Source organism: Roseomonas sp. FDAARGOS_362 (assembly GCF_002754815.1).
Taxonomy (GTDB): Bacteria; Pseudomonadota; Alphaproteobacteria; order Acetobacterales; family Acetobacteraceae; genus Roseomonas; species Roseomonas mucosa.
Map to the genome: position 1 here is coordinate 154,371 of NZ_CP024583.1, position 21,993 is coordinate 176,363.

The window sequence follows — 21,993 nt, forward strand, 5'->3', positions numbered from 1 at the left end:
TTCCGTCAGGCGCGTGGTGGTCTGGGCGGCAGTTCCGTCACGCCGGACAGCAGCACCCGGTCAGGTGCGAGGACCGGCTTGAACTCCGGATGGACGACGGCAGGGGCCGCGGCCGCAAGCACCGGCGGGAGCGGCGTCACCTTGCCGCAGAGATGGTGGGCGGCGTGGCACGGCAGGACATCCGGCCGCAGCGGCTCATCGCCCGGACCGCTGTTCCCGAGCATGATCTCGACCTGCTCGGCCGGGGCGGGAACCGTCGAGGCACCTGCGTCCGTCGAGACCACCACCGACAGGAGCATGAGTGCGCACATCATCACCGAGAGACCTCGGCGAAGGATCCTGGTGGCCAGCGATGTCGTCAGGGCGAGCATGCTAGACCAAGTCTAACGCAGCTGTAATCCGGTGTCATCGGGAGACGGGTGGACATCTTGTCTCACCACCCCTGTCCCTGATGCACGGCGGGCCAGGGGGGCACATAGCCACCGAGGCCCTATATTCTCCAGGATGGTCCTGACCGAGGAGGCACCATGGCGAGGCTGACGATCGGCGACCTCTCGCGGGAGACCGGGGTGAAGGCGACCACGGTCCGCTGGTACGAGGCCGAGGGCTGGCTGCCTCCTCCCGCCCGAACCGAGGGCGGGCACCGCTCCTATGGGGATATCCACCTCCGGCGGCTCGGCTTCATTCGCCATGCCCGCGAACTCGGCTTCTCCATGGAGGACATCCGCTCCCTGCTCGCCCTCGCCGACCGTCCCGGGGCCGACTGTTCGGCAGCACACGCCATCGCCATGGCCCACATCGCCGAGGTGGACGCCCGGATGAAGCGCCTCGAGGCGCTTCGATCGGAATTGCAGCGGATGGCCAGCCAGTGCGTGGGCGGCCACATGGAGGAGTGCCGTATCATCGAGACACTGGCCGACTTTGGGCATGGGCACTGTACTGCCCCCATACATGGGGAGCCGGCGTCACGTCTGGGCTGAGCGATATATCGTTACGATGTCGTAGTAGTATCGATGGATCGAGGACGGCAGGCCGGCGAAGCCGGCCGGGCGAGTGGAGCGCAACACCTGATCTTTTCAGGTTCGGCCAAATTACGACTCTGTATTATCGTCCTTCACAGTGCCGCCCCGCCATCCTGGCGGCCAAGGCATCGCAGCGTGCGCTTCCGCGACGCGGCGCAGCGCCGCCGCCTCCTCGTCAGATAGGGGCCGTATGCCACGGGGATAGCGCACCCACTCCCCCCTATCGCACCCCATCTGGTCAGAAAGCTCGCGTAGCTCGGGCGACAGCGGCGCATGGACCGCTGCCAACCCCTCTAACCATCCGCCGAAGTCGTCGCGGATCTCGTGCCGCCCGTTGGCCATCTGGCGCACCGCCGCTTGCCCCACGTTCAGTCGGCGTGCGAGGCCGCGCTTGGTCCAGCCGATCGTTTCCAGGCACTCGGCGAAGCGGGATGGGGACATAGCCATACGGACGGTAATGACCCGACGACGGCACCGGCCGCAACGTAGAAGGCCGCCCGGAGGCGGCCAGCGGCGAAGCACAGAGCGGGGCAGCGAGGGCGGGCCGAAGCCTGCCCGCACCACCTTAACGCGGTCACGACGAGGCCCCAGCGGCGCCCGGTGTAGCACGATAGGGCGGGATCGCCGCGGCGGCGCGCACGGCCGCGCGTTCGGTCAGCATGGCCAGCAACAGCGCCTCGCTCTCACCGTCGATCAGGTTGCAGATGATGGCGCGGCCGGCGGCATCCTCGACCACGGCAAGGAGGTAGGCGGGATCTTCTGAACTGGTGCCGAGCGCCAGGCCGTTGCCGGCGTCGTCATTGAGTACGAGCGAAATGCCCAGGATAGGCAGAGCGTGGAAATCCATAGTGCGGAGCTTTCGACGGGGTGGCACGCAAGGGCGGAAGGAAGGGCGGGGATCGCTCCCCGCCCCCACTGGTTAGGCGGCGCTCTTGAGGGCCGCCATGCGCTCGCCCAGCATCCACAGCGCCCGGTTGAGCTTCACGTCCTGGTCGATTCCCGTAACCTCGCGCGAGGTGATGCGGCGCGGGCGGTTGTTACCGTCCCTGCCCCAAGCCTGGAGGCCGCCGCGAATGGTGTTTTCCTGCACCCGGTTAAAGGTGCTCCACAGGTCCGCGCCCGTGTCCGCCGCCCGGCGGGCGGTGAGGAACTGTTCCGCCTGAATTGGGGAGGCGACGTTGCCCTCCTCGTCTCCAAAGCGGATCACGCGGGCGGCTTCCGCAAGGATGTTCTGTTCCTCGCGATTAAGGGCGACGCTGGCCCAGGCATCAGCGGCCTCAATGGCCTGGCGCGAGGCGCCGAGGACCTCGTAACTGCCCTCGATCACTTGGCGCACTACGTCGCCCTTGTGCGGCACCTTTACCGAGCGTTCCGGCCCGTCCGACACCACCATCCCATTGAGGCAGGCGAGGCGGAACACGCCTGCGGTGACGTGGTAGGCGCTGGTCCCATCGTGGGAGTTGATGAGCACGACTTCCGGAAAGGTCATGCCGACGCGACGCGGCTGGCTTGCCTGACCCTCGTGGCGGAAGCGGATCAGGTGCTTGGTGTGGCCGCTGCGGTCGGCGTCGCGCGGGCGGGTCTGCCGCGCCAGCACCGGCACAAAGCCTTCGCGTCGCAGACCCGCGATTACGTCCGCAGTCGGGATATAGGCGTAGCGCGCGGAGCGGGAGGAATGGGCCTCTGTCGCGAAGGCAGACGGGGCGAGCTGCATTAGCTCCCCGTCTGACAGTGGGTTAGCGCCCATCGCGGCGCGGGTGGAACCGAAGGAACGAGAAGAATGGAAGAACGTCATGCGGAGCGCCTTGCTCTAACCGCCGAAGCGAAGCGCCTCGGCTGAGAGGAACATTACCCCGACCCAATCCACCGGTCAACATTTTTAAATTAAAAAATTCATTTATATAGTAACGGGTGCGTGACCTTGTCTGTTGCGGCGGCGTAGGGTTCTACGCCGCCGGTGTGCTCTCGTTCTTGGTGGCAATGCTGGCCGCGATCATGCCTGCGATGATGGCTTGCGGCGTGACATTGCGGCCCGTCTCCATCGAACGACGGGCGCTTTCCTCTGTGAGGGCGAGCAGGTGCGCGCGCGGAATACGGAGCGTCAGTTGCGCCATGTCACCGCCGGCCGGGCGGCCAGGGCGGCGCTTGACCGGGGTGCCAGTGGCCTTGGCGTCGGGGCTAGAGCTGTCTGACATACTGGGATCCTGGAGAACATTCATGGTGGTTGATAAATTAAAAAACTAAACAACCACGATGCCCTCGGATGGGGAAGGCCCTACTGAGGTGTCCAGCGCCAAGTGTACAGACGTAATACGCTTTACGCATGGCGACGTACGTTGTAGTCAAGCCGTATTGACGCTTGCTAACTTGACGCACGGCGTCATGCGGTTGGAGCCACCATGTCGATCATCACTGTTGCCAGCTCAAAGGGTGGGCCAGGCAAGACAACGCTGTCCCAGATCATCGCGGGCACCCTCGCGGCGCGGGGGGTGAGCGTTGCCGTGCTCGATGCCGACCCGACTGCCGGCCTGTCCCGATGGGCATCCAGGCTCTACGAGGGAGCCGCCTTTGTCTGCCACCACGAACCGGACGAGGCGAAGCTGGCCCATTTGATCCATCGGATGGCCCAGGAGGCTGAGGTGGTAGTGGTGGACACAGCTGGCTTCGGCAACCGTGCCGCGACCGTTGCCATGACGGCGGCAGACGGGGTGCTGATCCCCATGGTGCCGGGGGAGGGCGACGTGACCGAGGCCGCCCGCACCGTTGAGCTGGTGGCCGGCGTTGCATCGGCAGCCCGCCGCGAGATACCTGCCCGTGTTGTTCTCAACCGCGTGCGGTCCTCGACGGCACTCTCCAAACACGCTGCGGCCGAGGCAGCGACCCTGCCAAAACTAGCCGCCTCCCTGTCTGACCTAGTGGCCTATGGGGAAATGGGCTTCTCAGGGCGGATGCCAGCTGGGAAGGCGGGAGCAGAGGCGGCAGCCCTGGTCGACGAGCTGCGGGAGCTGGGGTGGCTGCCGGGCAATCCCTCAGCGGCTGGAAAGAAAAAGACGCCGAGCGCCAAGTTACATGGCGTAAAGGCGCAAGACGTAAAGACGAAAGCCGTAAAGACGCAGGAGCCGCACCGTTGAAGGGCCTCAAGAGCACCAGGCCAGCGCCGCCCATTTCCCCTGACGAGATGCTACGGGCGGCCGGCGAGGCCGCACCGCAGCAGCCGCCGGCCATCGCCCAACGCCAGGGCGACGACAAGCCGGCTGTCCTGTCTGTCCGGATGACCGAAGGTACCTTGGAAGCCCTGGCCCGCTTCGCAATCGAAAAGGGCACGACGCAGCGGCGCGTGATCGCGGAAGCCCTGGCCAAGCATGGCGTGCAGGTATCCAGCCATGACCTGGAGGAACGGCCCCAGCCCAGGCGCCGCGGGCGGGGTTAGAACCGCCAAGCTGTCTTGCGTAAAGCAGTAATACGCAAGACAGCTTGGCGCTTGTCAGTCATAGTCATTCCACATGCGGGAAATGCGCGCGCGCAGCCCGAGGCAGAGCATCCCAACAGCCCCACCACCCCAAATCATGCCAAGCGGCTCCCAGAGCGGTTGCCCCGCGTCGAGTGCGGAGCGGATGCCCAGGAGGCCCGCGAAGGCGCATACGATGCCCAGGAAGCCCAGCACGGCCAGCAAGACCCTCGCTGGTCCCCGCACTAGGTAGAGCAGCGGGGCGAGCAGCAGCCAGGCAGCGGCGCGGAGTGCAGAGCCCACCCCGCGGATCGCCCGTGGGAAAGGCGCCGCCACTACGAGCGTGGCCCCGCCGGCGCCGCCGGCGGTGGCGCCTCATCCAGCCACAGCGGCACGGCGCAGGCCCGCCGGCCAGAGGCATCGGCCCAAACCGCCCGCCCTTCGCAGCGCGACAGGAGGCCTACAAGGTCATTGCGGCGGATGGCGTCGGCCCATGCCCGAGCCGAGGCCGAGCCGTCCGACAGCGCGGCGCGGATAATGCCCGTGGCCTCGCGCACTTCCGCCGCCTCCGTCGATCTTCCCCACAGATAGCCGCCGCCCAGCGCGCCCAGCAGCAGCACCGCCGCCCCGGCGCCCGACAGCACGGCCAAACGCCGGAACTGCGCGCCGGCCTGGCGCACGAAGTCGGCCCGGCATGCCTTCACGAGCTGGCGCGTCATCTCGGCCTGCGCTGAAGCGTCCAGCGGCTGCCGGCTAGACTCTACGTGGTCCAGCACTTCGCCCATGGCGCCGAGGCTGGCCCCGAAGGCCTCGAGAACCGGGCCGAGCGGGTCGCCCTCCAGTTGCGCCTTCGAGGCCGCGAGGCGCAGATCGGCCCGCGCGCGGCCAATCGCTGCGCGCGGGTCCGAGGGCGCCGCCGCAGTCGTCGTGCTCACGGAATCCAGGACCGGATCGGCACTAGGGACGCGGCCATGTCCGCCATCCACTTGCGGACGCGAGAGCGGTCGAACGGGCCGAGAATGGCGCCGGGCTGGTCGGCCGGGGTCTGGCCGTCGCGCGCTTGGCCGAAGCGGAGCCGCTTGCCTTCGATCTCGGCTGCAACGCCCGCATCCAGCCGCGGCATCCAGATCGGCACCGCCCCGCGCTCCACGGCGGCCCGGAAAGCGCTGTGCCGTAGCACGCGGGCGAAGGCGTCCTCCCGCGGCATGGTGGGGTCGGCCAGGCCGGCGTTGAGGATCAGCGCCGTGGCCTTGGGCTGAAAGCCCTGCGCCTCGTAGCCGGCCAGCACGCTCAGATCATCGACGCGTGGGGATAGGGTGTAGATCGCGACTGGATGCACGCCGGCCTCTTCCAGGCTGCCGGCCAGGTCAGGCACGTCCTCCAGCAGCTTGCCCATGCTCAGATCGCCGCCGCCCATGTCGAGCAGGGCGCTCTGCTTCTCGGTCATGACGAAGCCGAGCAATTCTTCTGCCCAGCGGGCGACACCGGTGGGATCGTTTGTATCGGGCTGCGCCACGTCGTTGACGAAGGTGGCCAGCGACCGGTTCTGCGGATCGAGCGCCGCGGCGATCGGGGCCGGCTGCCCGGAGCGGGCCTCCTCCAGGATGTAGCGCAGCAGCGTGGTCTTACCGCTGCGGCCCGGCCCCATGACGAACAGCGCCTTGGGACCGTCCCCGAGGTCTACGGCCGGCACAGTGGGCAGGGCTGCAGCGGCGCCGTCGCGAGGACGGGCCGCCGGTCCGACCGGGATCTCCCGCTCGCCCTCAATCGAGCGGGCCCGGCCGAATAGACGAGGGCTAGGCGTGGGGGAGGGGGCGGGCTGGGGCGCTACGGACGGGGTGTTCTTCATGGCTGGTACTCTGGTCATTTCAGGGACGCTGGCTTGAACCGCGGGGGCGGCTTCGGATCGAAGGCGCCTTCGGTCGGATCAAAGGCCGGGCGAACTGGTGGGGAAGGTGCCGCTGCGAGGGCAGGAGGCGCGACGGGTGGAGGAGGCGTTGGGGCGGCTGTGGGAGCGGTTGCGGGCGTGCGGGAAGCTCCAGCCTTCGCCACGGCCATTTCCGCCTTGGACCGTCGCCGTCGCTGTCCCTTAGCGTTCAGGGCGCCTGTGACGCGATGGTAGGCCCGCCGCACCGCTTCCGTTTTTGGCGGCTCGCCGTTGGCATCACGGATGCCCAGGTCGGCCAGGGTGCGGGCAATGCTGTCCCAACTCGGCCGAACCGTGTTCATCCGCTCGGTGATCAGGGCATGGTGTTGGCGCATCCAGCCGAGCAGGGGAGAGCGGCCCGAAAGCTGGCCGAATGCCTCCTGCGCCATCTTGGTCGCGGGTGGGGTGGAAGGGTCCGCCAAGCCGATCATCCGTAGTTGCAACTGCTCGGGATCCTGGCCCAAGGGAGCCCATAGGTGCAACCCCGCGTTCCCAATTAGATACGTATAAGGCACCGGTTCGACACCACTAAGAGACGTTTAAGACACATAGAGGGAACGTCGAAGGCATAACGAAGGGACAAAGACAGACAGGAACAGACAGAGTTACCCGCTGAGGAGACAGGAGAGGCACAAGGAAGAGATAAACAGGACACAAGAGACGGGGGGAGGGGAGTAGAGAAGGTCACTACAGACCATTGCACCCTAGAAGGTGCTGGTCTCATCCCCGCTGGGGATGGTTAGGTGGCGCCCGACCACTGCTACCGAGGATGCCGCTTTGTCAGACGCCATCGCCGCCGAGCTGGCCCGCCTCCGGGACACCGTTGAAACGCTGACCCAGGGGCTGCGGATGATGGTGGAGACGCAGGGCACCCACACCGAAATGCTGCAGGCGATCATGGAGGCGGCGACCGAAGAGGCCGGCGAGAGCCCGTTACCGGGGCTGCTGACGCAGATCGTGCAGCGCCTGGATGAGCAGACCGAGGTCCTGCACCGCATCGAGGCTGCTGCCAGCGGCAGGCCGGTGGACGATGACGAGACCCCTGCTGGGCAGCGCCCGGGGCCGGCGTCACAGCAGTAGCAGGTCCGTCTGGTGCTGACCTTTCGCAAGGGCGCAGCCACCGCCATTCCGGGCGGCGCACGGGCGATGGCCGATCACCTGATGGAGGAGACGCTATCGCCCGAGGCCGTGGCGATGGGCGACTATTACACCCGGAACCGGGCGGCCGAGCTGGGGGCTGGGCCGGGACCGGACGGCGAGCCGGGGCCGGAGGCGCCGCGCCGTGGCACCCGGCCGCAGCCGCGGCGGGACATGCATCCCGGCCTGGCATCGGCGCTGGGGATCGACCCGCACGGCATCCCGACCGTCGAACAGGTGAGCCAGATCCTCGCCGGCAGGCGCGCGGACGGGGGCGAGCTGGTGACGAACGAGGCCGCGACCACGCGCAGCGTCAGCTACATCGACCTGTGCTTCTCCGCCCCCAAGAGCGTGAGCCTGGCATGGGCCTTCGCTCCGACCGAGGCCGAGCGGGCGACCATCCTCCAGGCGCACCGAGACGCGGTCGACGCCTCGCTGCGCTACGTGTCCCGCGAAATCGGCCAGGTCCGCCGCGGCAAGGCCGGTATGGGCGGTACCGAGGCCGGGCACGTCGCCTGGATTGGCTTCGAGCACTTCACGGCCCGGGCGACCGCCGAGGTGAAGCGGCCCGACCCCAAAACCGGCGAGGTGACGACCGAGCTGCATACCCTACGGCCCGACCGTGACCCCTCCGGGGCCGGCGATCCGCAGCTCCACACCCATTGCGCGGTGCCCAACCTGGTTCTGACGGATGGCGGCCACCTAGGCGCCCTGGACCTCAAGGCCGCCCACGGGCGCATCCACGAGTTCGGCGCCTTCTACCAGGCGCAGATCGCCGCGAACCTGCGGCGCGTCGGGGTAGCAGTTGAGCTGGAGGAACGCACCGGCATGGCCAGGCTGCCAGCCATCTCGGAGACGGTCTGCGAGGCATTCAGCAAACGCACCCGCGACGGCACCGAGGCGGCGCGGGCGGAGGCAGCAAAGCGCAGCCTCGATTGGGACGCGATGACGCCGGACATGCAGGTGGACTTCCTTAAAGGCGGCACGAAGGCGGCCCGCAAGAACAAGGAGGACGACCTCAGCGACTTCGTCGCCTGGCGAGGCCAGGCCGCGGCCATCGGCTGGGAGCACCGCGGCGTCGTGGTGTTGCAACGCCAAGGCACCGAGGCGCCACGGGAGCAGAGCCGGGCAGCCCGCCTCGAAGCCGCCTACGAGGCGGCGTTGCCCTTCCTCGAAGCAGAGTTCTCTCGCGCCTCGGTCCTCAACGGGGCGGACCTACGCGCCGCGGCGGCCCGCGCCCTGATCGCAGCCGGCATGACGCCGGGGGCGGAGGGCGGGCGGGCGGACGTGGACGCTCTGACGCGGGCCATGCGCGAGCGCGGGGTGCGCCAGGATGGGCAGCTCACGGGGCTGGTGTGGGGCCGCGAAGGCGAGCGCGACGAGGTACGCGTGACGACGGCGCTGCACGTCGCCCAGGAGGGCGAGGCCGTGGCGCTGGCCAGGGCCGCCGCGGCGAACCGCAGCCGTGCCCTATCCCCCGCCGCCCTGGCTGCCGCGGTGGAGCGCAGCGGCCTGGATTTCGGGGATGACCACGGAAAGGCCCAGCACGCGGCCATGGTGCGCCTTGGCACGGGCGGCGCTGTGGGCGTGGCAGTGGGTGTCGCAGGGTCGGGCAAGACCGCCCTCCTGCGCCCCCTGGTGGATGCCTGGAAGACGCAGGGCGACAATGTGATGGGCGTGGCCATCGCCTGGCGCCAGGCCGAGCCGCTGAAGGAGGCCGGGGTAGGGGAGGTCGCAGCGCTAACGGGGTTCCTGCATGGGGTTCGTGCCGGCCGCATCTCGGTCGGGCCGCGGACGGTGGTGGTGGTGGACGAGTTGGGGCAGGTGGGCGCTCGGCAGATGCTGGAACTGCTGCGGCTGCGCGCGGAACACGGCTTCCGGGTGGTGGCCGTGGGCGACGACAAGCAATGCCAGGGCATTGAGGCCGGGCCGGTGGTCAATCTCATGCGCCGGGCGCTGGGATCGGAGGCGGTGCCCGAAATCCTCTCCACGCGCCGGCAGCGTACGGAGCGGGAGCGCGAGATCGCCGGGCTGTTCCGCGACGGCAAGGCGGCCGAGGCGCTGGCCATGAAGCGGGCGGACGGCACGGCCGAGGCAGTGCCGGGGGGCTACGACGACGCCGTGCGCCGGGTGGCCGAGCTGTGGCGGCAGCGGCGGGAGGCGAACGCGGGCGATGCCGGGTTCAGCATCAGCGTCACGGCGCCGACCAACGCTGACGCCCGCGCCGTGGCCCTGGCGCTGCGTGAGGAACGCCGGGCGATGGGCGAGCTGGGGACGGACGTGGTCAGCATCCGCGCGACCGACCAGGCCGGCGCCGCCTATAATCTGACTCTGGCACCGGGTGACCGGGTGCGGTTGTTCGACCGCCTCAACGCCCGGTTCCTGGATGGCGGCCGAGGCAACATCGGCAACAACGGCAGCGTGCTCGAGGTTCGCGATGTGAACGCGGAGGGGATCGTGCTGCGGACGGCCGCTGGCCGCGACGGGGCGGTGTCGTGGGAGAGCCTGGCCGACAAGAAGAACGGCCGCACGCGGCTGGCGCCGGGCGACGTGCTGACCATCGACGCAGCCCAGGGCATCACCAGCAGTGAGCACATCAACGCCATGCCGGCCGGCTCCGCGGGGGTGCAGGGCTTCAAAGGTTACACGGCCGAGAGCCGGCACAAGGACTCCGCCTGGCTCATCACGTCAGACGGGGCTGAGCGGCGCGAGGTGATGGTGCGCCGGGCGCTGGGGGATGCGCGCCCTGTCACTGCGGCGGACGTCTGGGAGAACGTGGCGCGGAACCTGGCGCGGCAGCCGGCAAAGGCGTCGGCGCTCGATTTCATGGACCGCGCCCGCGACATCGGCCGTACCGCCACACACGCCATGCAGGCCGGATTTCGCCGGGCCGAGACGCGGGAAGCGGCCGGCGAGCCGCGGACGACGCTGGGGGCGCAGCTCCGCGACCGGCGCGATAGCCGGGCAGTGGAACAGGCGGTGGAGCGGTGGTGGCAGGCGCTCGATGCCCGCTGGCAGGCAGTGCGCGAGCTGGCCGACCGGCTGCGGCGGGCTGGCGGGGCCGTTCTGCAGGACCTCGGGCGCGAGGACCGGAGGCCGGCCGAGGGCGAGGCCAGGGCGGTGCGCGACCGGGCGGCGGACAACCAGGCGCGCAGCCGGGCGGCGGCCGAGCGGCACCGGGCGCCCCGGCCCGCGGGTGAGCGCCAAGCAAAGCCGGTGGACGCGGCGGCCTACTGGCGGCGCACGGCGGCGGGAAAGGACGGGTCGCTACGACCGAGCGTACGGCGAGCAGCGCAGCGCAGGCGCGAGGAGGGCGCCGTGGCCGCGGTCGCGGATCGCTTGGCGCTTGCTCTGGACGAGCGCAGCGCCGTTCTGGCGGGCGTGGGGCAGGGCAGGGGTCAGAAGCCCGCCCAGGCGGCGCAGGGGCCGTACCAGGGCCGCGACGGGGCACAGGCTCCCGCCAGCCTCGCGGCGTCGTCTCAGGCCATCCGTACGCCATCCCCGGTTATCCCCCCATCCTCCCCGCGCGCCGTCGCAGCTCCGGGGCGGCGGGCGGCGCCGCGCTTCACCGAGGCCGACGCCGCGGCGGACTTCGCCGTGGCCCTGCACAGGGCCGGGCTGCGCGTCGTTGGGCCGGTGGAGATGGATGGGAAGATGCACAGGGTTCCCGTGGACGGGGACCGGAAGGGCAAGAAGTCGGGAACCTACATCGGGCATCTGGACGGCTGGCCCGCGGGCTACATCCGCAACTACAAGACCGGAACCGAGATCCGCTGGAAGGCCGAGCGCCCGGTGGTGCAGATGGCGCCGGCCGAGCGGGCGGCGTTCGCGGCCGAGGCCGCAGCGAGGTCTGTGGAGCGGGCGCGCGAGCGCCATGACACCCAGGAGCGGGCGACGAGGATGGCGCATCGCCTATGGGCCGCGGCGGCACCGGCCAAGGATCACCCTTATCTCGCGGCCAAGGGCGTGAGGGCGCACGGGCTGCGGCAGGACCGGCGCGGCCGGCTGTTGGTGCCGGTTCAGGGAGTGGACGGGCGGCTCTGGGGCGTGCAACGGGTGGACGTGGACGGGTCCAAGCTGTTCCTGAAAGGGGCCAGGACCGAGGGCGGGCACGCGCTGCTCGGTGGCCGGCCGAGGCCGGGCGTGCCGCTGCTGGTCGCGGAGGGCTACGCTACAGGGGCTACGCTGCACGAGGCGACAGGGCTGCCAGTAGCCGTCGCTTTCAATGCGGGGAACTTGGCGGCTGTGGCGAAAGCCTACCGAGCGGCCGACCCGTCGCGGCCCATCGTCATTGCGGGGGATAACGACCACCACCTACCGACGCGGGCAGTGCCGCTGCCGAACGTTGGAAGGGAGAAGGCCGAAGCTGCGGCAGCAGCAGTGGGCGGCATCGCAGTTCTGCCATCTTTCCTGGCCGGCGATCGGGGAAGCGACTGGAATGATGTGGCACGACGTCACGGGCATGAGCCGGTGGTGGTGGCAGTGCGCGGTGCCTTGGCGGAGCTTCGCCGAAGTGACGAGGAGCGCGTGGAGTTGACCACAACCATGAGCAGAGAGACGCGGCAGGATCGTGACCGCGTGGTGCGAATCTAATACCAAGCGATCCCGGACAACCACGGTGCCAATGCAGGGCACGCGCAGGGCAGGGGCATGTGCCGGTGGCCTCGTTGGCCTGCAGCTTATGCAGTTGCACCAGGCCGAGGCACAAAACCTGACCAGTGTTCTGCCAGAAGTGCATGTACGAGCTGCTCGCCCCGCCGTGAGAGGCGATCGATCCACTCCGTAGGCATGGCGGAGAAGTCGGTCGGGTAGGCATCGACGCTTTCACGCGTGACGAGATCCGCGGGTGGGTGCGCCAGGTTGCGGTCGTTCTGGCCAAGGTACGGCAGCAGAAAGTCGCTGATCCTGCCGGCCCGTTTGAGGTCGAAGAGGCGGGTCATCGCAAGGTTCTGTGCCCTAGCATGCACGCTCTCGAACGCCGCTATCAGGCGAGACGGCATGAAGGCGGCAGGATCGGCAATTTCGAGCCCGTAGCCCGCCCGGCAGGCGATAATGCGGTCAAACTTGCCCGCGTCCAAGCTGATCTGCGGGTCCCGGTCCGGCCAGAATGGCGCCAAGCCAAGATTATCGTAGACGCCGCCGTCTGTGAGGGTGATGCGCCTCGTGGCAGAGGCACCGTCCTTTGTGAAGGTCACCCGTTCATCGAGCGCCGGCAACGCCACCGGGTAGCTGGCGGAAGCCGCGACAGCGTGCGCAATTTCGACGCCCGACGCATCTGCTGACCCATAGCGCCAGCAATGCAGTCGCTCAGCGGTGAAGTAGAAGGCGGCCTTGGCGCGCAGCTCGCAGGCCACAATAATGAGCCGAGGGCGGTCCGACCGGAGCTCGGGCAATTTACGGCCTCCAAACAGCGTGTTAAAGGTCCGCTGCAAGATGGTCGTGCGGCTTGCCCAGCGCCGCAGCGGCGACTCACGCAGCCACCGGCAGTCCGGTCCGAGCCGCAGCCGCATGAGCTTCAGCCCGAGCCGGGTCATAAAGGCCGCCGACCGGTCGATCGCCAGCACAAAGGCAGTGGCCACCGCCTTGATGCCTTCGGGCGTGGTCAGCGCCGTCCTGATCGCCGGCATGACGAACCCGCGGGCGAGAACCTCCCGCACTCGGCGTTCAAACGCCTCGAAGTCTCCGGGCTCGCTGCAGTACAGGGCTGCCAGCACGCTGCCACCGGATACGGAGGAGATCACCGACACCTGGCTCAGCAGGCCCGCCTGATGCAGCCCGCGCAGGCATCCCAGGTGGAACGCCATGGCGCGCGATCCGCCTCCGGACAGTGCCAGCGCGATCCTGGGTGATGCCGATGTATGCCTGGCCTCACCCGCGCGCATGACCGATCGCCCGTTCCGCCTGCCCGCGTGATTGCCAGCCGGCACGCAGCCACGTCTCATCCCTACCGCAGATTGCCATCACATACGGCGTGCCCGTGGGACCCAGGTGGGTCTGGAGATAGCCGAACACCGCCTCATCATCGCGGCTCGGCCGGGCGGCGGCACCGTCGGGGTGGCTATGCCATTCACCGACATATCCAAGGGCGCCCGCTGAACGCTGAGCAAGGGCACCAACAGCCGCCTTTAGCTCCCGTGTCCCGCGGACGAAGTAGGTCGGCGCCTGCTGGCTGTCCGGCGGAGCGGGGAGGGCGGCCACGATATGGACCACCCCACGGGACGCATCGAAGCTACCGATGAGCACGCCACCGGTTTCGTGGGGAGCTGCGGCCCGTCGAAGGGCCTGCATTTGTCGCATCGCGTCGGTGGTGAGGATCACGCGCCAGCCCCCAAATTGGCAGCGATAAACCTTGGCCAAGGAAAGCGGGACGGCATGCACCGCGCCGGTCTCTACATCCAGACGCCAAGCATGTGCGACCTCTTTGGAGGCCTCCAGCACCTTCAGAAGATGCCCACCCGCTATGCCACACAGTGTTTGCACCTGCCAGGGAGGCAGCGGGCGCGAGAGGTCCTGGCACGCATTGGCGTAACGGATGAAGTCCACGCGCGCAGACCCCAGATGTCCGGCGAGGCTCGCATCCATGACCGCAGCTAGGAAATACTGCGCCTCAATCTCATCCAGCCGCAGCTCGCGGCTGGCGTCCTCGGCAAGCACGACGAGATCATTGCCCTCTGGATTGAAGAAGACGCTCGCAGCGCGCTTGATCACTTCATCATCGGCAAGCTTGGCCAGTACCGATGGAGAGGCGCTGAAATCCACCACCAGGTCTGCTGCCGCCAAGGCCTTCGCGATCATCTCGGCCGCTTCACCAGGTTGCAGGATATTGGCGTCGATGTGGGCGTTCCCACCTTCCGCCAGCACCCAATCCGCCAGCAGGCGAGCGGTCAGTGCCTTGGATTCGCCAATCAGCCGATTGGTCTGCGCCTGACGCACCGTGTTATGCGGCAGCACCTTGTCATCGTCGATAATCGTCCAGGTGCCCACACCGGCGCGCGTCGTGCCGACAATCACGTTCGAGCCGATGGCGCCTGCGCCGATGGCGACCAGTGCCCGATCGGCCGGGGACGGGTTACCTGAAAACCGACGCGCAGCCGCCCGATCGAGGCGCTGCACCACCCGCCAACCCATCAGGCCGACGAACGGAAGCTGCGTCGGCGGCGCGGCAGGAATGCGGCGGCCAGAGCGCTGGTCCTCTCCGCTGTAGCTGCGGCCAAATGCTTCTCCCAGCTCGCCCAACGTGGCCGTGGTCATGAACGCCCAGATCTCCCAGGCTTCCACAGGCCCATTCGCCTCGCGCTGCTTCGGCAGCGTGATGATGGACAAAGGGCGGCGCTGGTTGTCCTGCAGCTGATCGGGTTCGACTAGCCAATCACCGAGCGCTTGGCCCAGGTTCACCCCCATCGCCTCGACGAGCCGGCTAAGCTCCTCAAGGGAGTACGGCCGAGATCGCAGGGCGCCATGAATCTGAGGCGGCAGAACCAGGGAGAAAATGGGAAATTGGAGGCCCTTGGCGTCTTCGGCCGGCTTGCTGTCGACCGTTACGGTCAAGGTCTCGCCGCGCTTGCTGACGTCAACCACATGCCAAGTGGCGGGCGGCGGGCCTGCCGGGATGATGAGCGTATCAGCCACAGTAGGGATCAGCGGCTCCAGGGCCTGGCCGGCCTGATGGAGCGTGCCGGCGGCCGTCTGGGTGAACCAACTCCTGATCCGCTCGACGAGTGCCTGGGGTGTCAGCCCGCGGCGGAGGTCGTGCCAGTTCTCCTCCCAGATGCACAGGGCGCGCCCGTTTACCCCTGGCTCGAAGTTGGTATGAACGAGACCGAGCGGAAAATCCGCGCGGCGGGAAAGCACCGTCGGCGGATGCTCATCGGCCAGCCAGAACATCAGCCGGACCGGCTCCGTGTCGCCGATTGCCACCACCCGGTCCTGCGCCAGCTGCGGCTCGACGGTCAGGTCCACGACATCGCGCCCGCTGCCCTCGTCGAAGCCGATACCGTCGACGCGCGCGAATGGGGCGTCGGCGGCGCTGCGGAGGTAGTGAACGAGCTGGCGCGCGCGCGAGGAGCGAGGACTTTCGGTGCCTTCGTCGCTCATCCTGCGCGCGGCGCGGCACTGCTGATGATGGCGGCCGCGCCCCCGGCCAGCTTACGCACCGAGTAGCCCTGGCTGCCAACCTCCAGGACAAGAGGCTTAGGCTTGCTCTCAGAACCCGTTTCATAACGGCTGAGGCGGGGTGAGCGGCGGGAGTTCTGCGCGTTCGGAGGGTGTCTGACGTCCTTCGAGGTGGCCCATGTGGACCCCTGCCGCCCGCGCGCAGCTTGCGCGCGGCTCCCAGCCTTATGCAACGTGCCTAACCGATGCCGAGTGGGCCCTGGTCGAGCCCTTCTTGCCAAGCCCTGCAAAGACCGGACGACCCCGGTCCTGGCCGATGCGGCGGGTGGTCGATGCGATCCTCTACGTGCTCCGTACCGGCTGCGCCTGGGCGCATCTGCCCCGCGACTTCCCGCCGCCCGGGACCGTGCACCGTTGGTTCCTGCGCCTCTCGCGCCGGGGCACCTTCGAGCGACTGGCGCACGCCCTCATCATGGCCGACCGCGAGCGGGTCGGCCGAGAGGCCTCACCGACAGCGGCGGTGTTGGACGCCCAATCCGTCCGCTCGGGCGGTGTCGGCGTGAAAGGTGTCCGCGGCTACGATGCCGGGAAGAAGGTGACGGGCCGCAAGCGCCACGCCCTGGTGGACACGGACGGTAGGCTCCTGCTCGCCGCCATCTCGCCCGCCTGCCTGCATGACAGCCGAGGGGGTGCGGCCCTCCTGGCCATGTCGCGCCGCCCTTGGCCGTTCCTGGCCCGCTGCTTCGCCGACCGCGCCTACGCCGGTCCGCGGGTCGCCCGAGCCTCCCCCGTCGCCGTTACCATCATCGGCAGCGCACCCGGCCAGAAAGGCTTCGCCGTGCAACCCAGGCGCTGGGTGGTGGAGAGGTCCTTCGCTTGGTTCGGCCGCTGCCGACGCCTCGCTCGCGATCACGAGGCCACCGTCGGTTCCGCCGTCGCCTTCTTCACCCTCGCCGCCGCCATGATCCTCGTCCGGCGTCTGGCTCAGCCGTTATGAAACGGGGTCTCAGAGGGATGGGTCATCGTCACGAGGAACTGGCCACCGAGTTGCTTGGCAACGCGCTTGTAGTAGGCCGCCGTCTGCCAGTGAGGTGGCTGAATAGTGTCCTCACTCGGGACCGGGTCACTGGTGGAGACCAGAAGGCCCCCAGCTTGGCCTTGCGTCTCGTAGAGCCACTTCAGGTTCTCAGCCGGAGCCGTCTCGTCGTCGCCCTTCTCCGGACCAAGGGAGTTGTAGCTGGAGTGATGCGGGACGTTGATGATGTCCCACTCCAGCCGATGATCGTTGCCGTAATACCGCGTGATCCGCACGATGTCGTCGATCGTCTTAAAATCCACATCGGCGGAGAGGATCAGCTTGGTCTTTCTGCCGCCGACCTCGAACGTGGCCTGCACGAAGAGCGCCGAGTCATTGCGGATAATGACATCGCCGTCGCAATGCTCGGCGAAAGGCGAATGGGCGAAGAACTCGACGCCGTCATGTTCCAGGTTGAACTCGGGGCAAAGGGTGCCCGCATCTGTGATGAGATTGCGGCGCTTCGCCGGGTCGATGTCACGCTCCCGTAGGAACTCATCCAGCGCCTCAGGCCGCGAGAAAACGCGAATCCCCTTGCCTTCAAGGAAGCGATGCCGAGCTTCGGCGCGCAGCGTGCGGGCCTGTCCTGTGACGCCTTCCTCCAGGATCGCCGAGGCCGGCACCCACATCGTCTTGATCTTGATGCGGCCCTCACCCTGGTACTTCTTCGCGTGCTCGAGGTGGAAGACCTCCTTGGCACGCTTGCAGTGATCCGTGTCCAGGTGTGTGAAGGCGACGACGTCGATTTCCTTGCCGTCACCTAGACAGTCGCGCAGCTCCTTTTCCAGGTTGCAGCGCTTGTCGTCGGCGTTACCGGCCTCACGCATGTCCGCAAAGTCGAAGAGGGCCCGGCGGCCGTTCTCCAGTTCGATCAGACAGGTGTCAGCATTGCCGATAGGGAAGAAGCGGACGGTGTGCACCGGACCTCACGATCGCGTGTTTCCGCCTCAGAGATAGGCGTTCAGATCCTCCGATCAATAGGTCAGACTGCAAGATTTTGGACCCGGTACGGCCGAACCGATGCGCCTCTATATTGCCGGCTCGCTACTGCTACCCTACGCCGAACTGGTCACCCGGATCAGGTAATGCCGGCGTGACATGCTGGTCAGGTCCGTATCCCGCGCTGGCGTGCGGGTTTGACGGCATCTGCCTGCGGCCGTGCGGACTTCGCGGCCTGCCCGGCCGTAGCTACGCCTTGCCAGTATTGCGTCCCGGCCGAGGCTTGCCTCTGCACCGGCTGCTGCGTGCTGGCGTCCGCCGTGGCGGACGCTTCCCCTCGGCGTGGTGCCGGGTCATGCGCCTGGTTGGAGCCCTTGCTGTCGGACATGCCGTTTCTCCTATGCCGCCGCCTCTTTATGGAAGCGGCTGGCCTCGATCGCCGCCCGCAGCTCGGGGCGGCGGAAGTAGATCGCGCGACCGCAGCGCAGGGGCTTGGAGCCGCGCGCGAAGACGAACGCCTCGTCGCCGCGCACGTCCTGCATCAGCTCATCCGGCCGGATCAGCGCGCGGGCCATCTCGTGCCGGTTCATGCTGGTGCCCTTGGAGCGCGAGCCGGCTTCCAGGAGCTTGCCCTGACTGCCGGCGTTGCTGCCCTCGCTCTCGGCCAGGACCGAGTGCCCGCCGGCCGCGTCCGAGACCGACTTCGCGGTGTCGGTGTTCTGCACGGCCGCATACATTCGCCAGCTCACGCTATCGAACCAGGCGTTGCGGCCCTGCCGGCCCCACTGCTCCACGAGCTGGTCCTCGGCTTGGTAGAGCAGTTGCAGGGTGATCCCGTACTTCCGGCCGGCGTCGCGGGCGACCTCCAGGATCTTCATCGGCCCGAGCCGGCGGACTTCGTCCAGCATGAACAGCACCCGGCCCTGCACGGCGCCGTCCGCCTCGTAGAGCGCGTTCAGCAGCGCGCCAACGAGCACGCGCCCGACTGCAGGGGTGTCGCGCAGCACCTTGAGCGGGATCTGCAGGAACACTGTCAGCTTGCCCTCCGTCAGCTCAGAGGTGCGGCAAGAGGGTTCCGCGCCCTCGGTGCCCCCCGACACCAGATCGGCGTAGGCGGTGACGGAGAGCCAGGCGGTGTCGCCCGTGGCATTGCCGTAGATGCCCGAGAAGGTCTCAGGGACGATCTTTTTGATCGTGCCGGCGATGTCGCGGGCCATGGGGCTGTTCGACCCGGCGTGGATGCCTTCTAGGGCGTCTCTGCAAACGGAGGACGTTTCGGATCTGTGACCCCATATAGATGGGGTGAGACGAGGTGATTTGACGGAGGCGCAGTGGCGGCGGCTGGAGCCGCACCTGCCGCCTGAGAAGCCCCAAACGGGGCGACCGAACGCGCCGCATCGGCGCATCCTGAATGGCATCTTGTGGGTCCTGCGCACGGGCGCGCCCTGGCATGACCTGCCGCGGCACTATGGCCCAGCTGGGACGGTGTCGAGCCGTTTCTATCGCTGGCGTGCCTCAGGGCTCTGGGACCGGATCCTGTCGGCGTTGCAGGCAGAGGCCGACGCGCGGGGCGAGGTGGACTGGGATCTGCACTTCGTGGATGCGACCATTATCCGGGCGCATCAGCACGCCGCCGGCGCCCGCCGAGACGGCGCTATCGGGGGGCGTGGCCCAGGCCAGGGAGGCACTGGGCCGCAGCCAGGGCGGCTTCTCCACCAAGCTGCACCTGCGTGCTGAGGGGAATGGCCGTCCGATCACGGCCGTGCTGACCGGCGGCGAGCGGCACGAGCAGATCGCCCTTGAGGCACTCTTGGATGGGGGTGCGATCCGTCGCCCTGGACGGGGCCGCCCCCGTCTGCGGCCGCGACGAGTTGCCGGCGACAAGGGCTACAGCAGCCCGACCGCCCGCGACCGCCTGCGGGGTCGGCACATTCGGCCTGTCATCCCGAGCAAAAGCAACCAGCGCCGCCAGCCCCGCTTCGACCGTGCGGCTTACCGACGGCGCAATCTCGTCGAGCGCCTGATCAACCGCCTCAAGCAGTTCCGCCGCATCGCCACACGCTACGAGAAGCGCGCCGTCAACTACCTCGCCATGGTTCACCTCGGCATGCTGCTACTGTGGCTGTAGCCTTTGCAGAGACGCCCTAGCACGTCACGCATCTGATCTTCTGGGGTGACGATGCCGGCACGCAGGGTGCGGAGGGTCTTGGCCGCCGCCGGCATGGTGTCGTCCCACAGCATGTGGGCGAGGAGGCAGGCGACGAGCTGCTTGCCCCAGTTGCGGAAGAACTTGTCACTGTCGGAGCTGCCGCCCTCGGCCTCCCCGAAGATCCAGCCCACTACGGCATGGACGTTGGTCTCCGCCAGGGGGTGGGTCACATCGATCCAATCAAGGACGTTGATGCCGCCCGGCGTGCCCGGTTCCAGGGAGACGACCTTGTGCCCCATGGCGGCTCGGGCCGCAGCGAGCATCGGCCCCAGCTCGCGCGAGGGATCGAGCACGACCGCGGCCCCGGTCCAGTGGACCAGGGTGGAGGCGGCCGAGACGGTCTTGAAGCCGCCGGAGCCGGCGAAGACTAGGCTATGGGTAGGGCCGATCTTGCAGGGGTCCACCAGCAGCGGGGCCTTGCCACCCTGGCCCCAGGTTTCCCGCTTCTCTGGGTCAAAGGCGATCTTCGCCGGCTTGTCCTGATCCACTCGGTAGGCCTCGCCCACGACCACCCCCCCGAAGTCGGGGTGCGGGCCGGGAAAGCGGTCGCGGGCCTCCTTCATGCTCATCCACTCGGCATGCCCGTGGTTGTCGGTGCTGCCGCGCACGACCTCGCCGGGGCGGGTGACGCGTCCGCCGCGGAGCTGCACCAGGCGGTAGATCACCAGGCCGAGGAAAGCGGAGGGCACCCCGGCGCCGATCATCAGCCAGCGGCCGACGGTGGGGTTGGGCGGGGCATAGAGGGCGTAGCTCCACCACTGGCCAATCCAGGCGACGCCCTGGAAGGGAAAGTAGCGGACCAAGCCGGTGCCCCACAGGAACACGGCCGAGGCTGCGGCGGTCCAGAGCAGGGCGAGGATGGCCAGCAGCAGGCCCCAGGCCACCAGGAGGCCGGGAGAGGCGAGGCGGCGACGGTCGCTCATCGCTGTGGCCTCAGGCGTATTGACGCTGGGCGACTAGACGCAAGACGTACAGCGTCCATCGTATTCCTCTCCTCCAACCTGGCGCAGGGCATCCCCGGGACTTCCAGTGTTAGGCAGCGCGCAGGAGGTCGGCGGCGGCCTCGCCGCGGCGAGCGGCGTCATCGGCGAACCAGACCTCGCGGATAGAGTAGGTTCCGGCGTCGTTGTGCAGGGGCACGATGGCGTCCACGGCGCTGCCGATCATCGCGGCCAGGGTGTCGTCGCCGTAGGTGGCGCCCTGCGGGGTGCCCTTCACCAAGTTGAACAGCCGGCGCATGGCCTGCGGTGCGTCGGCACCGTGGATGGTGGTGAGGCTGCCGGGGTGTCCGGTCATCACCTCGTTCAGGTACACCCAGGCCGCGTCGTCGCGTAGCTCCTGCAGCAACACCCGGTCGGGACGCATCCGCAGGGTGGCTTGCAGCAGGGCATCGGCGGTGACGCCGCCCATAGTCAGCCCGCCCTTGGAGTAGAGTAGGCGGACGGCGTTGCCGTGCGGCACCACCAGCTCCAGCGCGTCCTCGATGGTCAAGATGCGCTCGGTGCGCGGGATCTCGGAGGTGAGGGTCTTGCTTAGGGTGGTCTTGCCGCCGCCCGTAGCGCCGCAGAACAGGATGTTGCGCCGGGCGCGCACCAGGCCTCGGAAGAAGGCCACGGCGTCGCCCGCGTCGAACAGCTCCAAAAGGCTGGCGCTGTCGGCCTGGCGCTGCTCGCGACGGCGGTCCCAGCGGTTCCAGCGGGAGGTGTCGTAGCGACCGGCCAAGTCGGATAGGGCGGCTACGGAATCGCTCGGCCGGCGGAAGGTCAGCGAGACCGTGCCGGGTGGCACGGCGGGCGGCAGCACGACCTGCAGGCGGTGGCCGCTGGGCAAGTCGGTGGAGCACAGCGGGTGCTCGGCGCCGACGTTCTGGTTGCGGAGGGCGCCGGCCAGGATCGCCACACCCTCCAGCATGTCGAAGTCCAGCTCCGGGGCTGTGTGCCGCTCAAAGCGCCCACCCTGGCGCAGCCAGAATTCGCCGGGGCGGTTGACGCACAGCTCCTCGGTTCGCGGGTCGGCCAGGGCGCCGGCCACGGGAGCGAGGGCGAAATCGAGCTGCGCCGCGGCGTGCATCATCGGCGGGTCTCCTCGACGAAGGCGAACCACAGCTGCGCCGGATCGTGGATG

At 68.4% G+C, this 21,993-nt stretch carries 20 protein-coding genes and 1 pseudogene; 7 read left to right on the forward strand and 14 right to left on the reverse strand.

The annotated features are described in order from the left end of the window. Positions 1–5 precede the first annotated feature (5 nt). Positions 6–371 (reverse strand): hypothetical protein, encoded by a 366-nt coding sequence (locus tag CTJ15_RS02505; protein WP_126281747.1) that lies wholly within the window; start codon positions 369–371, stop codon positions 6–8. A gap of 156 nt (positions 372–527) precedes the next feature. Here CTJ15_RS02505 and CTJ15_RS02510 point away from each other — a divergent pair, with 156 nt between their 5' ends. Next, positions 528–980 (forward strand): helix-turn-helix domain-containing protein, encoded by a 453-nt coding sequence (locus tag CTJ15_RS02510; RefSeq protein ID WP_099781021.1) that lies wholly within the window; start codon positions 528–530, stop codon positions 978–980. Positions 981–1,596: 616 nt separating this feature from the next. Here CTJ15_RS02510 and CTJ15_RS02515 read toward each other — a convergent pair. From CTJ15_RS02515 to CTJ15_RS23685, 3 genes are all read right to left on the reverse strand, one after another. After that, on the reverse strand, positions 1,597–1,869 hold the full coding sequence (locus tag CTJ15_RS02515) for a hypothetical protein (protein WP_075822878.1): 273 nt from the start codon (positions 1,867–1,869) through the stop codon (positions 1,597–1,599). A gap of 72 nt (positions 1,870–1,941) precedes the next feature. Next, entirely contained in the window at positions 1,942–2,817 is an 876-nt protein-coding gene (locus tag CTJ15_RS02520) for a DUF932 domain-containing protein (RefSeq protein ID WP_226945899.1), read from the reverse strand. Between the two features lie 151 nt (positions 2,818–2,968). Then, entirely contained in the window at positions 2,969–3,217 is a 249-nt protein-coding gene (locus CTJ15_RS23685) for a hypothetical protein (protein WP_126281748.1), read from the reverse strand. 204 nt (positions 3,218–3,421) lie between these two features. Between CTJ15_RS23685 and CTJ15_RS02525 the strand changes: the two genes are divergently transcribed. Together CTJ15_RS02525 and CTJ15_RS02530 are read left to right on the forward strand one after the other, a co-directional pair. Beyond that, positions 3,422–4,153 (forward strand): ParA family protein, encoded by a 732-nt coding sequence (locus CTJ15_RS02525; protein ID WP_075822880.1) that lies wholly within the window; start codon positions 3,422–3,424, stop codon positions 4,151–4,153. Continuing rightward, positions 4,150–4,452, forward strand: coding sequence for a hypothetical protein (locus tag CTJ15_RS02530; protein ID WP_075822881.1), 303 nt, complete (start codon positions 4,150–4,152; stop codon positions 4,450–4,452). Before CTJ15_RS02525 ends, CTJ15_RS02530 begins: the two co-directional genes overlap by 4 nt. A 54-nt stretch (positions 4,453–4,506) precedes the next feature. On the opposite strand, the gene CTJ15_RS02535 is transcribed toward CTJ15_RS02530, so the two are convergent. The 4 genes from CTJ15_RS02535 to CTJ15_RS23695 form a co-directional block, all read right to left on the reverse strand. Then, positions 4,507–4,695 (reverse strand): hypothetical protein, encoded by a 189-nt coding sequence (locus CTJ15_RS02535; protein ID WP_126281749.1) that lies wholly within the window; start codon positions 4,693–4,695, stop codon positions 4,507–4,509. Positions 4,696–4,805: 110 nt separating this feature from the next. Further along, complete coding sequence (locus tag CTJ15_RS23690) at positions 4,806–5,405, reverse strand: hypothetical protein (RefSeq protein WP_126281750.1); 600 nt, start codon at positions 5,403–5,405, stop codon at positions 4,806–4,808. Further along, positions 5,402–6,319 carry a hypothetical protein gene (locus CTJ15_RS02545; protein ID WP_126281751.1) on the reverse strand — a complete coding sequence of 306 codons (918 nt, stop codon included), beginning with the start codon at positions 6,317–6,319 and terminating at the stop codon, positions 5,402–5,404. Before CTJ15_RS02545 ends, CTJ15_RS23690 begins: the two co-directional genes overlap by 4 nt. Before the next feature lie 14 nt (positions 6,320–6,333). Then, complete coding sequence (locus CTJ15_RS23695; RefSeq protein WP_126281752.1) at positions 6,334–6,861, reverse strand: hypothetical protein; 528 nt, start codon at positions 6,859–6,861, stop codon at positions 6,334–6,336. A 313-nt stretch (positions 6,862–7,174) separates the two neighbouring features. Between CTJ15_RS23695 and CTJ15_RS02550 the strand changes: the two genes are divergently transcribed. Together CTJ15_RS02550 and mobF are read left to right on the forward strand one after the other, a co-directional pair. After that, positions 7,175–7,477: a hypothetical protein gene (locus CTJ15_RS02550; protein ID WP_099781026.1), complete on the forward strand. Its 303-nt coding sequence runs from the start codon at positions 7,175–7,177 to the stop codon at positions 7,475–7,477. A 12-nt stretch (positions 7,478–7,489) separates the two neighbouring features. Continuing rightward, on the forward strand, positions 7,490–12,127 hold the full coding sequence (gene mobF / locus CTJ15_RS02555; RefSeq protein ID WP_099781027.1) for a MobF family relaxase: 4,638 nt from the start codon (positions 7,490–7,492) through the stop codon (positions 12,125–12,127). 86 nt (positions 12,128–12,213) lie between these two features. Here the strand turns inward: mobF and CTJ15_RS02560 are convergent, their stop codons facing one another. Continuing rightward, entirely contained in the window at positions 12,214–13,338 is a 1,125-nt protein-coding gene (locus CTJ15_RS02560; RefSeq protein ID WP_193009549.1) for a patatin-like phospholipase family protein, read from the reverse strand. A 64-nt stretch (positions 13,339–13,402) separates the two neighbouring features. Then, on the reverse strand, positions 13,403–15,628 hold the full coding sequence (locus tag CTJ15_RS02565) for a Mov34/MPN/PAD-1 family protein (protein ID WP_099781029.1): 2,226 nt from the start codon (positions 15,626–15,628) through the stop codon (positions 13,403–13,405). Positions 15,629–15,824: 196 nt separating this feature from the next. Here CTJ15_RS02565 and CTJ15_RS02570 point away from each other — a divergent pair, with 196 nt between their 5' ends. Next, complete coding sequence (locus tag CTJ15_RS02570; RefSeq protein ID WP_099780839.1) at positions 15,825–16,643, forward strand: IS5 family transposase; 819 nt, start codon at positions 15,825–15,827, stop codon at positions 16,641–16,643. On the opposite strand, the gene CTJ15_RS02575 is transcribed toward CTJ15_RS02570, so the two are convergent. Both CTJ15_RS02575 and CTJ15_RS02580 read right to left on the reverse strand, forming a co-directional pair. Next, entirely contained in the window at positions 16,631–17,641 is a 1,011-nt protein-coding gene (locus CTJ15_RS02575; RefSeq protein ID WP_193009550.1) for a hypothetical protein, read from the reverse strand. The two genes, CTJ15_RS02570 and CTJ15_RS02575, sit on opposite strands and share 13 nt — an antisense overlap. A 417-nt stretch (positions 17,642–18,058) precedes the next feature. Next, positions 18,059–18,877 (reverse strand): type IV secretory system conjugative DNA transfer family protein, encoded by an 819-nt coding sequence (locus tag CTJ15_RS02580; protein ID WP_255414110.1) that lies wholly within the window; start codon positions 18,875–18,877, stop codon positions 18,059–18,061. Between the two features lie 85 nt (positions 18,878–18,962). Between CTJ15_RS02580 and CTJ15_RS02585 the strand changes: the two are divergent. After that, positions 18,963–19,788, forward strand: a pseudogene (locus CTJ15_RS02585) (IS5 family transposase). Here CTJ15_RS02585 and CTJ15_RS02590 read toward each other — a convergent pair. Further along, positions 19,758–20,792, reverse strand: coding sequence for a type IV secretory system conjugative DNA transfer family protein (locus CTJ15_RS02590; protein ID WP_099781031.1), 1,035 nt, complete (start codon positions 20,790–20,792; stop codon positions 19,758–19,760). The pseudogene CTJ15_RS02585 and the gene CTJ15_RS02590 sit on opposite strands and share 31 nt — an antisense overlap. Positions 20,793–20,901: 109 nt before the next feature. Continuing rightward, entirely contained in the window at positions 20,902–21,939 is a 1,038-nt protein-coding gene (virB11, locus tag CTJ15_RS02595) for a P-type DNA transfer ATPase VirB11 (protein ID WP_099781089.1), read from the reverse strand. Positions 21,940–21,993 lie beyond the last annotated feature (54 nt).

Excerpts from the sequence above, each read along its gene's own strand:
- virB11 (WP_099781089.1), bottom strand. The coding sequence starts at position 21,939 with ATGCACGCCGCGGCGCAGCTCGATTTCGCCCTCGCTCCCGTGGCCGGC.
- CTJ15_RS02565 (WP_099781029.1), bottom strand. The coding sequence starts at position 15,628 with ATGAGCGACGAAGGCACCGAAAGTCCTCGCTCCTCGCGCGCGCGCCAG.
- CTJ15_RS02560 (WP_193009549.1), bottom strand. The coding sequence starts at position 13,338 with ATGGCGTTCCACCTGGGATGCCTGCGCGGGCTGCATCAGGCGGGCCTG.
- CTJ15_RS02515 (WP_075822878.1), bottom strand. The coding sequence starts at position 1,869 with ATGGATTTCCACGCTCTGCCTATCCTGGGCATTTCGCTCGTACTCAAT.
- CTJ15_RS02580 (WP_255414110.1), bottom strand. The coding sequence starts at position 18,877 with ATGGCCCGCGACATCGCCGGCACGATCAAAAAGATCGTCCCTGAGACC.
- CTJ15_RS02525 (WP_075822880.1), top strand. The coding sequence starts at position 3,422 with ATGTCGATCATCACTGTTGCCAGCTCAAAGGGTGGGCCAGGCAAGACA.
- CTJ15_RS02520 (WP_226945899.1), bottom strand. The coding sequence starts at position 2,817 with ATGACGTTCTTCCATTCTTCTCGTTCCTTCGGTTCCACCCGCGCCGCG.
- CTJ15_RS23685 (WP_126281748.1), bottom strand. The coding sequence starts at position 3,217 with ATGTCAGACAGCTCTAGCCCCGACGCCAAGGCCACTGGCACCCCGGTC.
- CTJ15_RS02570 (WP_099780839.1), top strand. The coding sequence starts at position 15,825 with ATGTGGACCCCTGCCGCCCGCGCGCAGCTTGCGCGCGGCTCCCAGCCT.
- CTJ15_RS02505 (WP_126281747.1), bottom strand. The coding sequence starts at position 371 with ATGCTCGCCCTGACGACATCGCTGGCCACCAGGATCCTTCGCCGAGGT.
- CTJ15_RS02590 (WP_099781031.1), bottom strand. The coding sequence starts at position 20,792 with ATGAGCGACCGTCGCCGCCTCGCCTCTCCCGGCCTCCTGGTGGCCTGG.
- CTJ15_RS02545 (WP_126281751.1), bottom strand. The coding sequence starts at position 6,319 with ATGAAGAACACCCCGTCCGTAGCGCCCCAGCCCGCCCCCTCCCCCACG.
- CTJ15_RS02510 (WP_099781021.1), top strand. The coding sequence starts at position 528 with ATGGCGAGGCTGACGATCGGCGACCTCTCGCGGGAGACCGGGGTGAAG.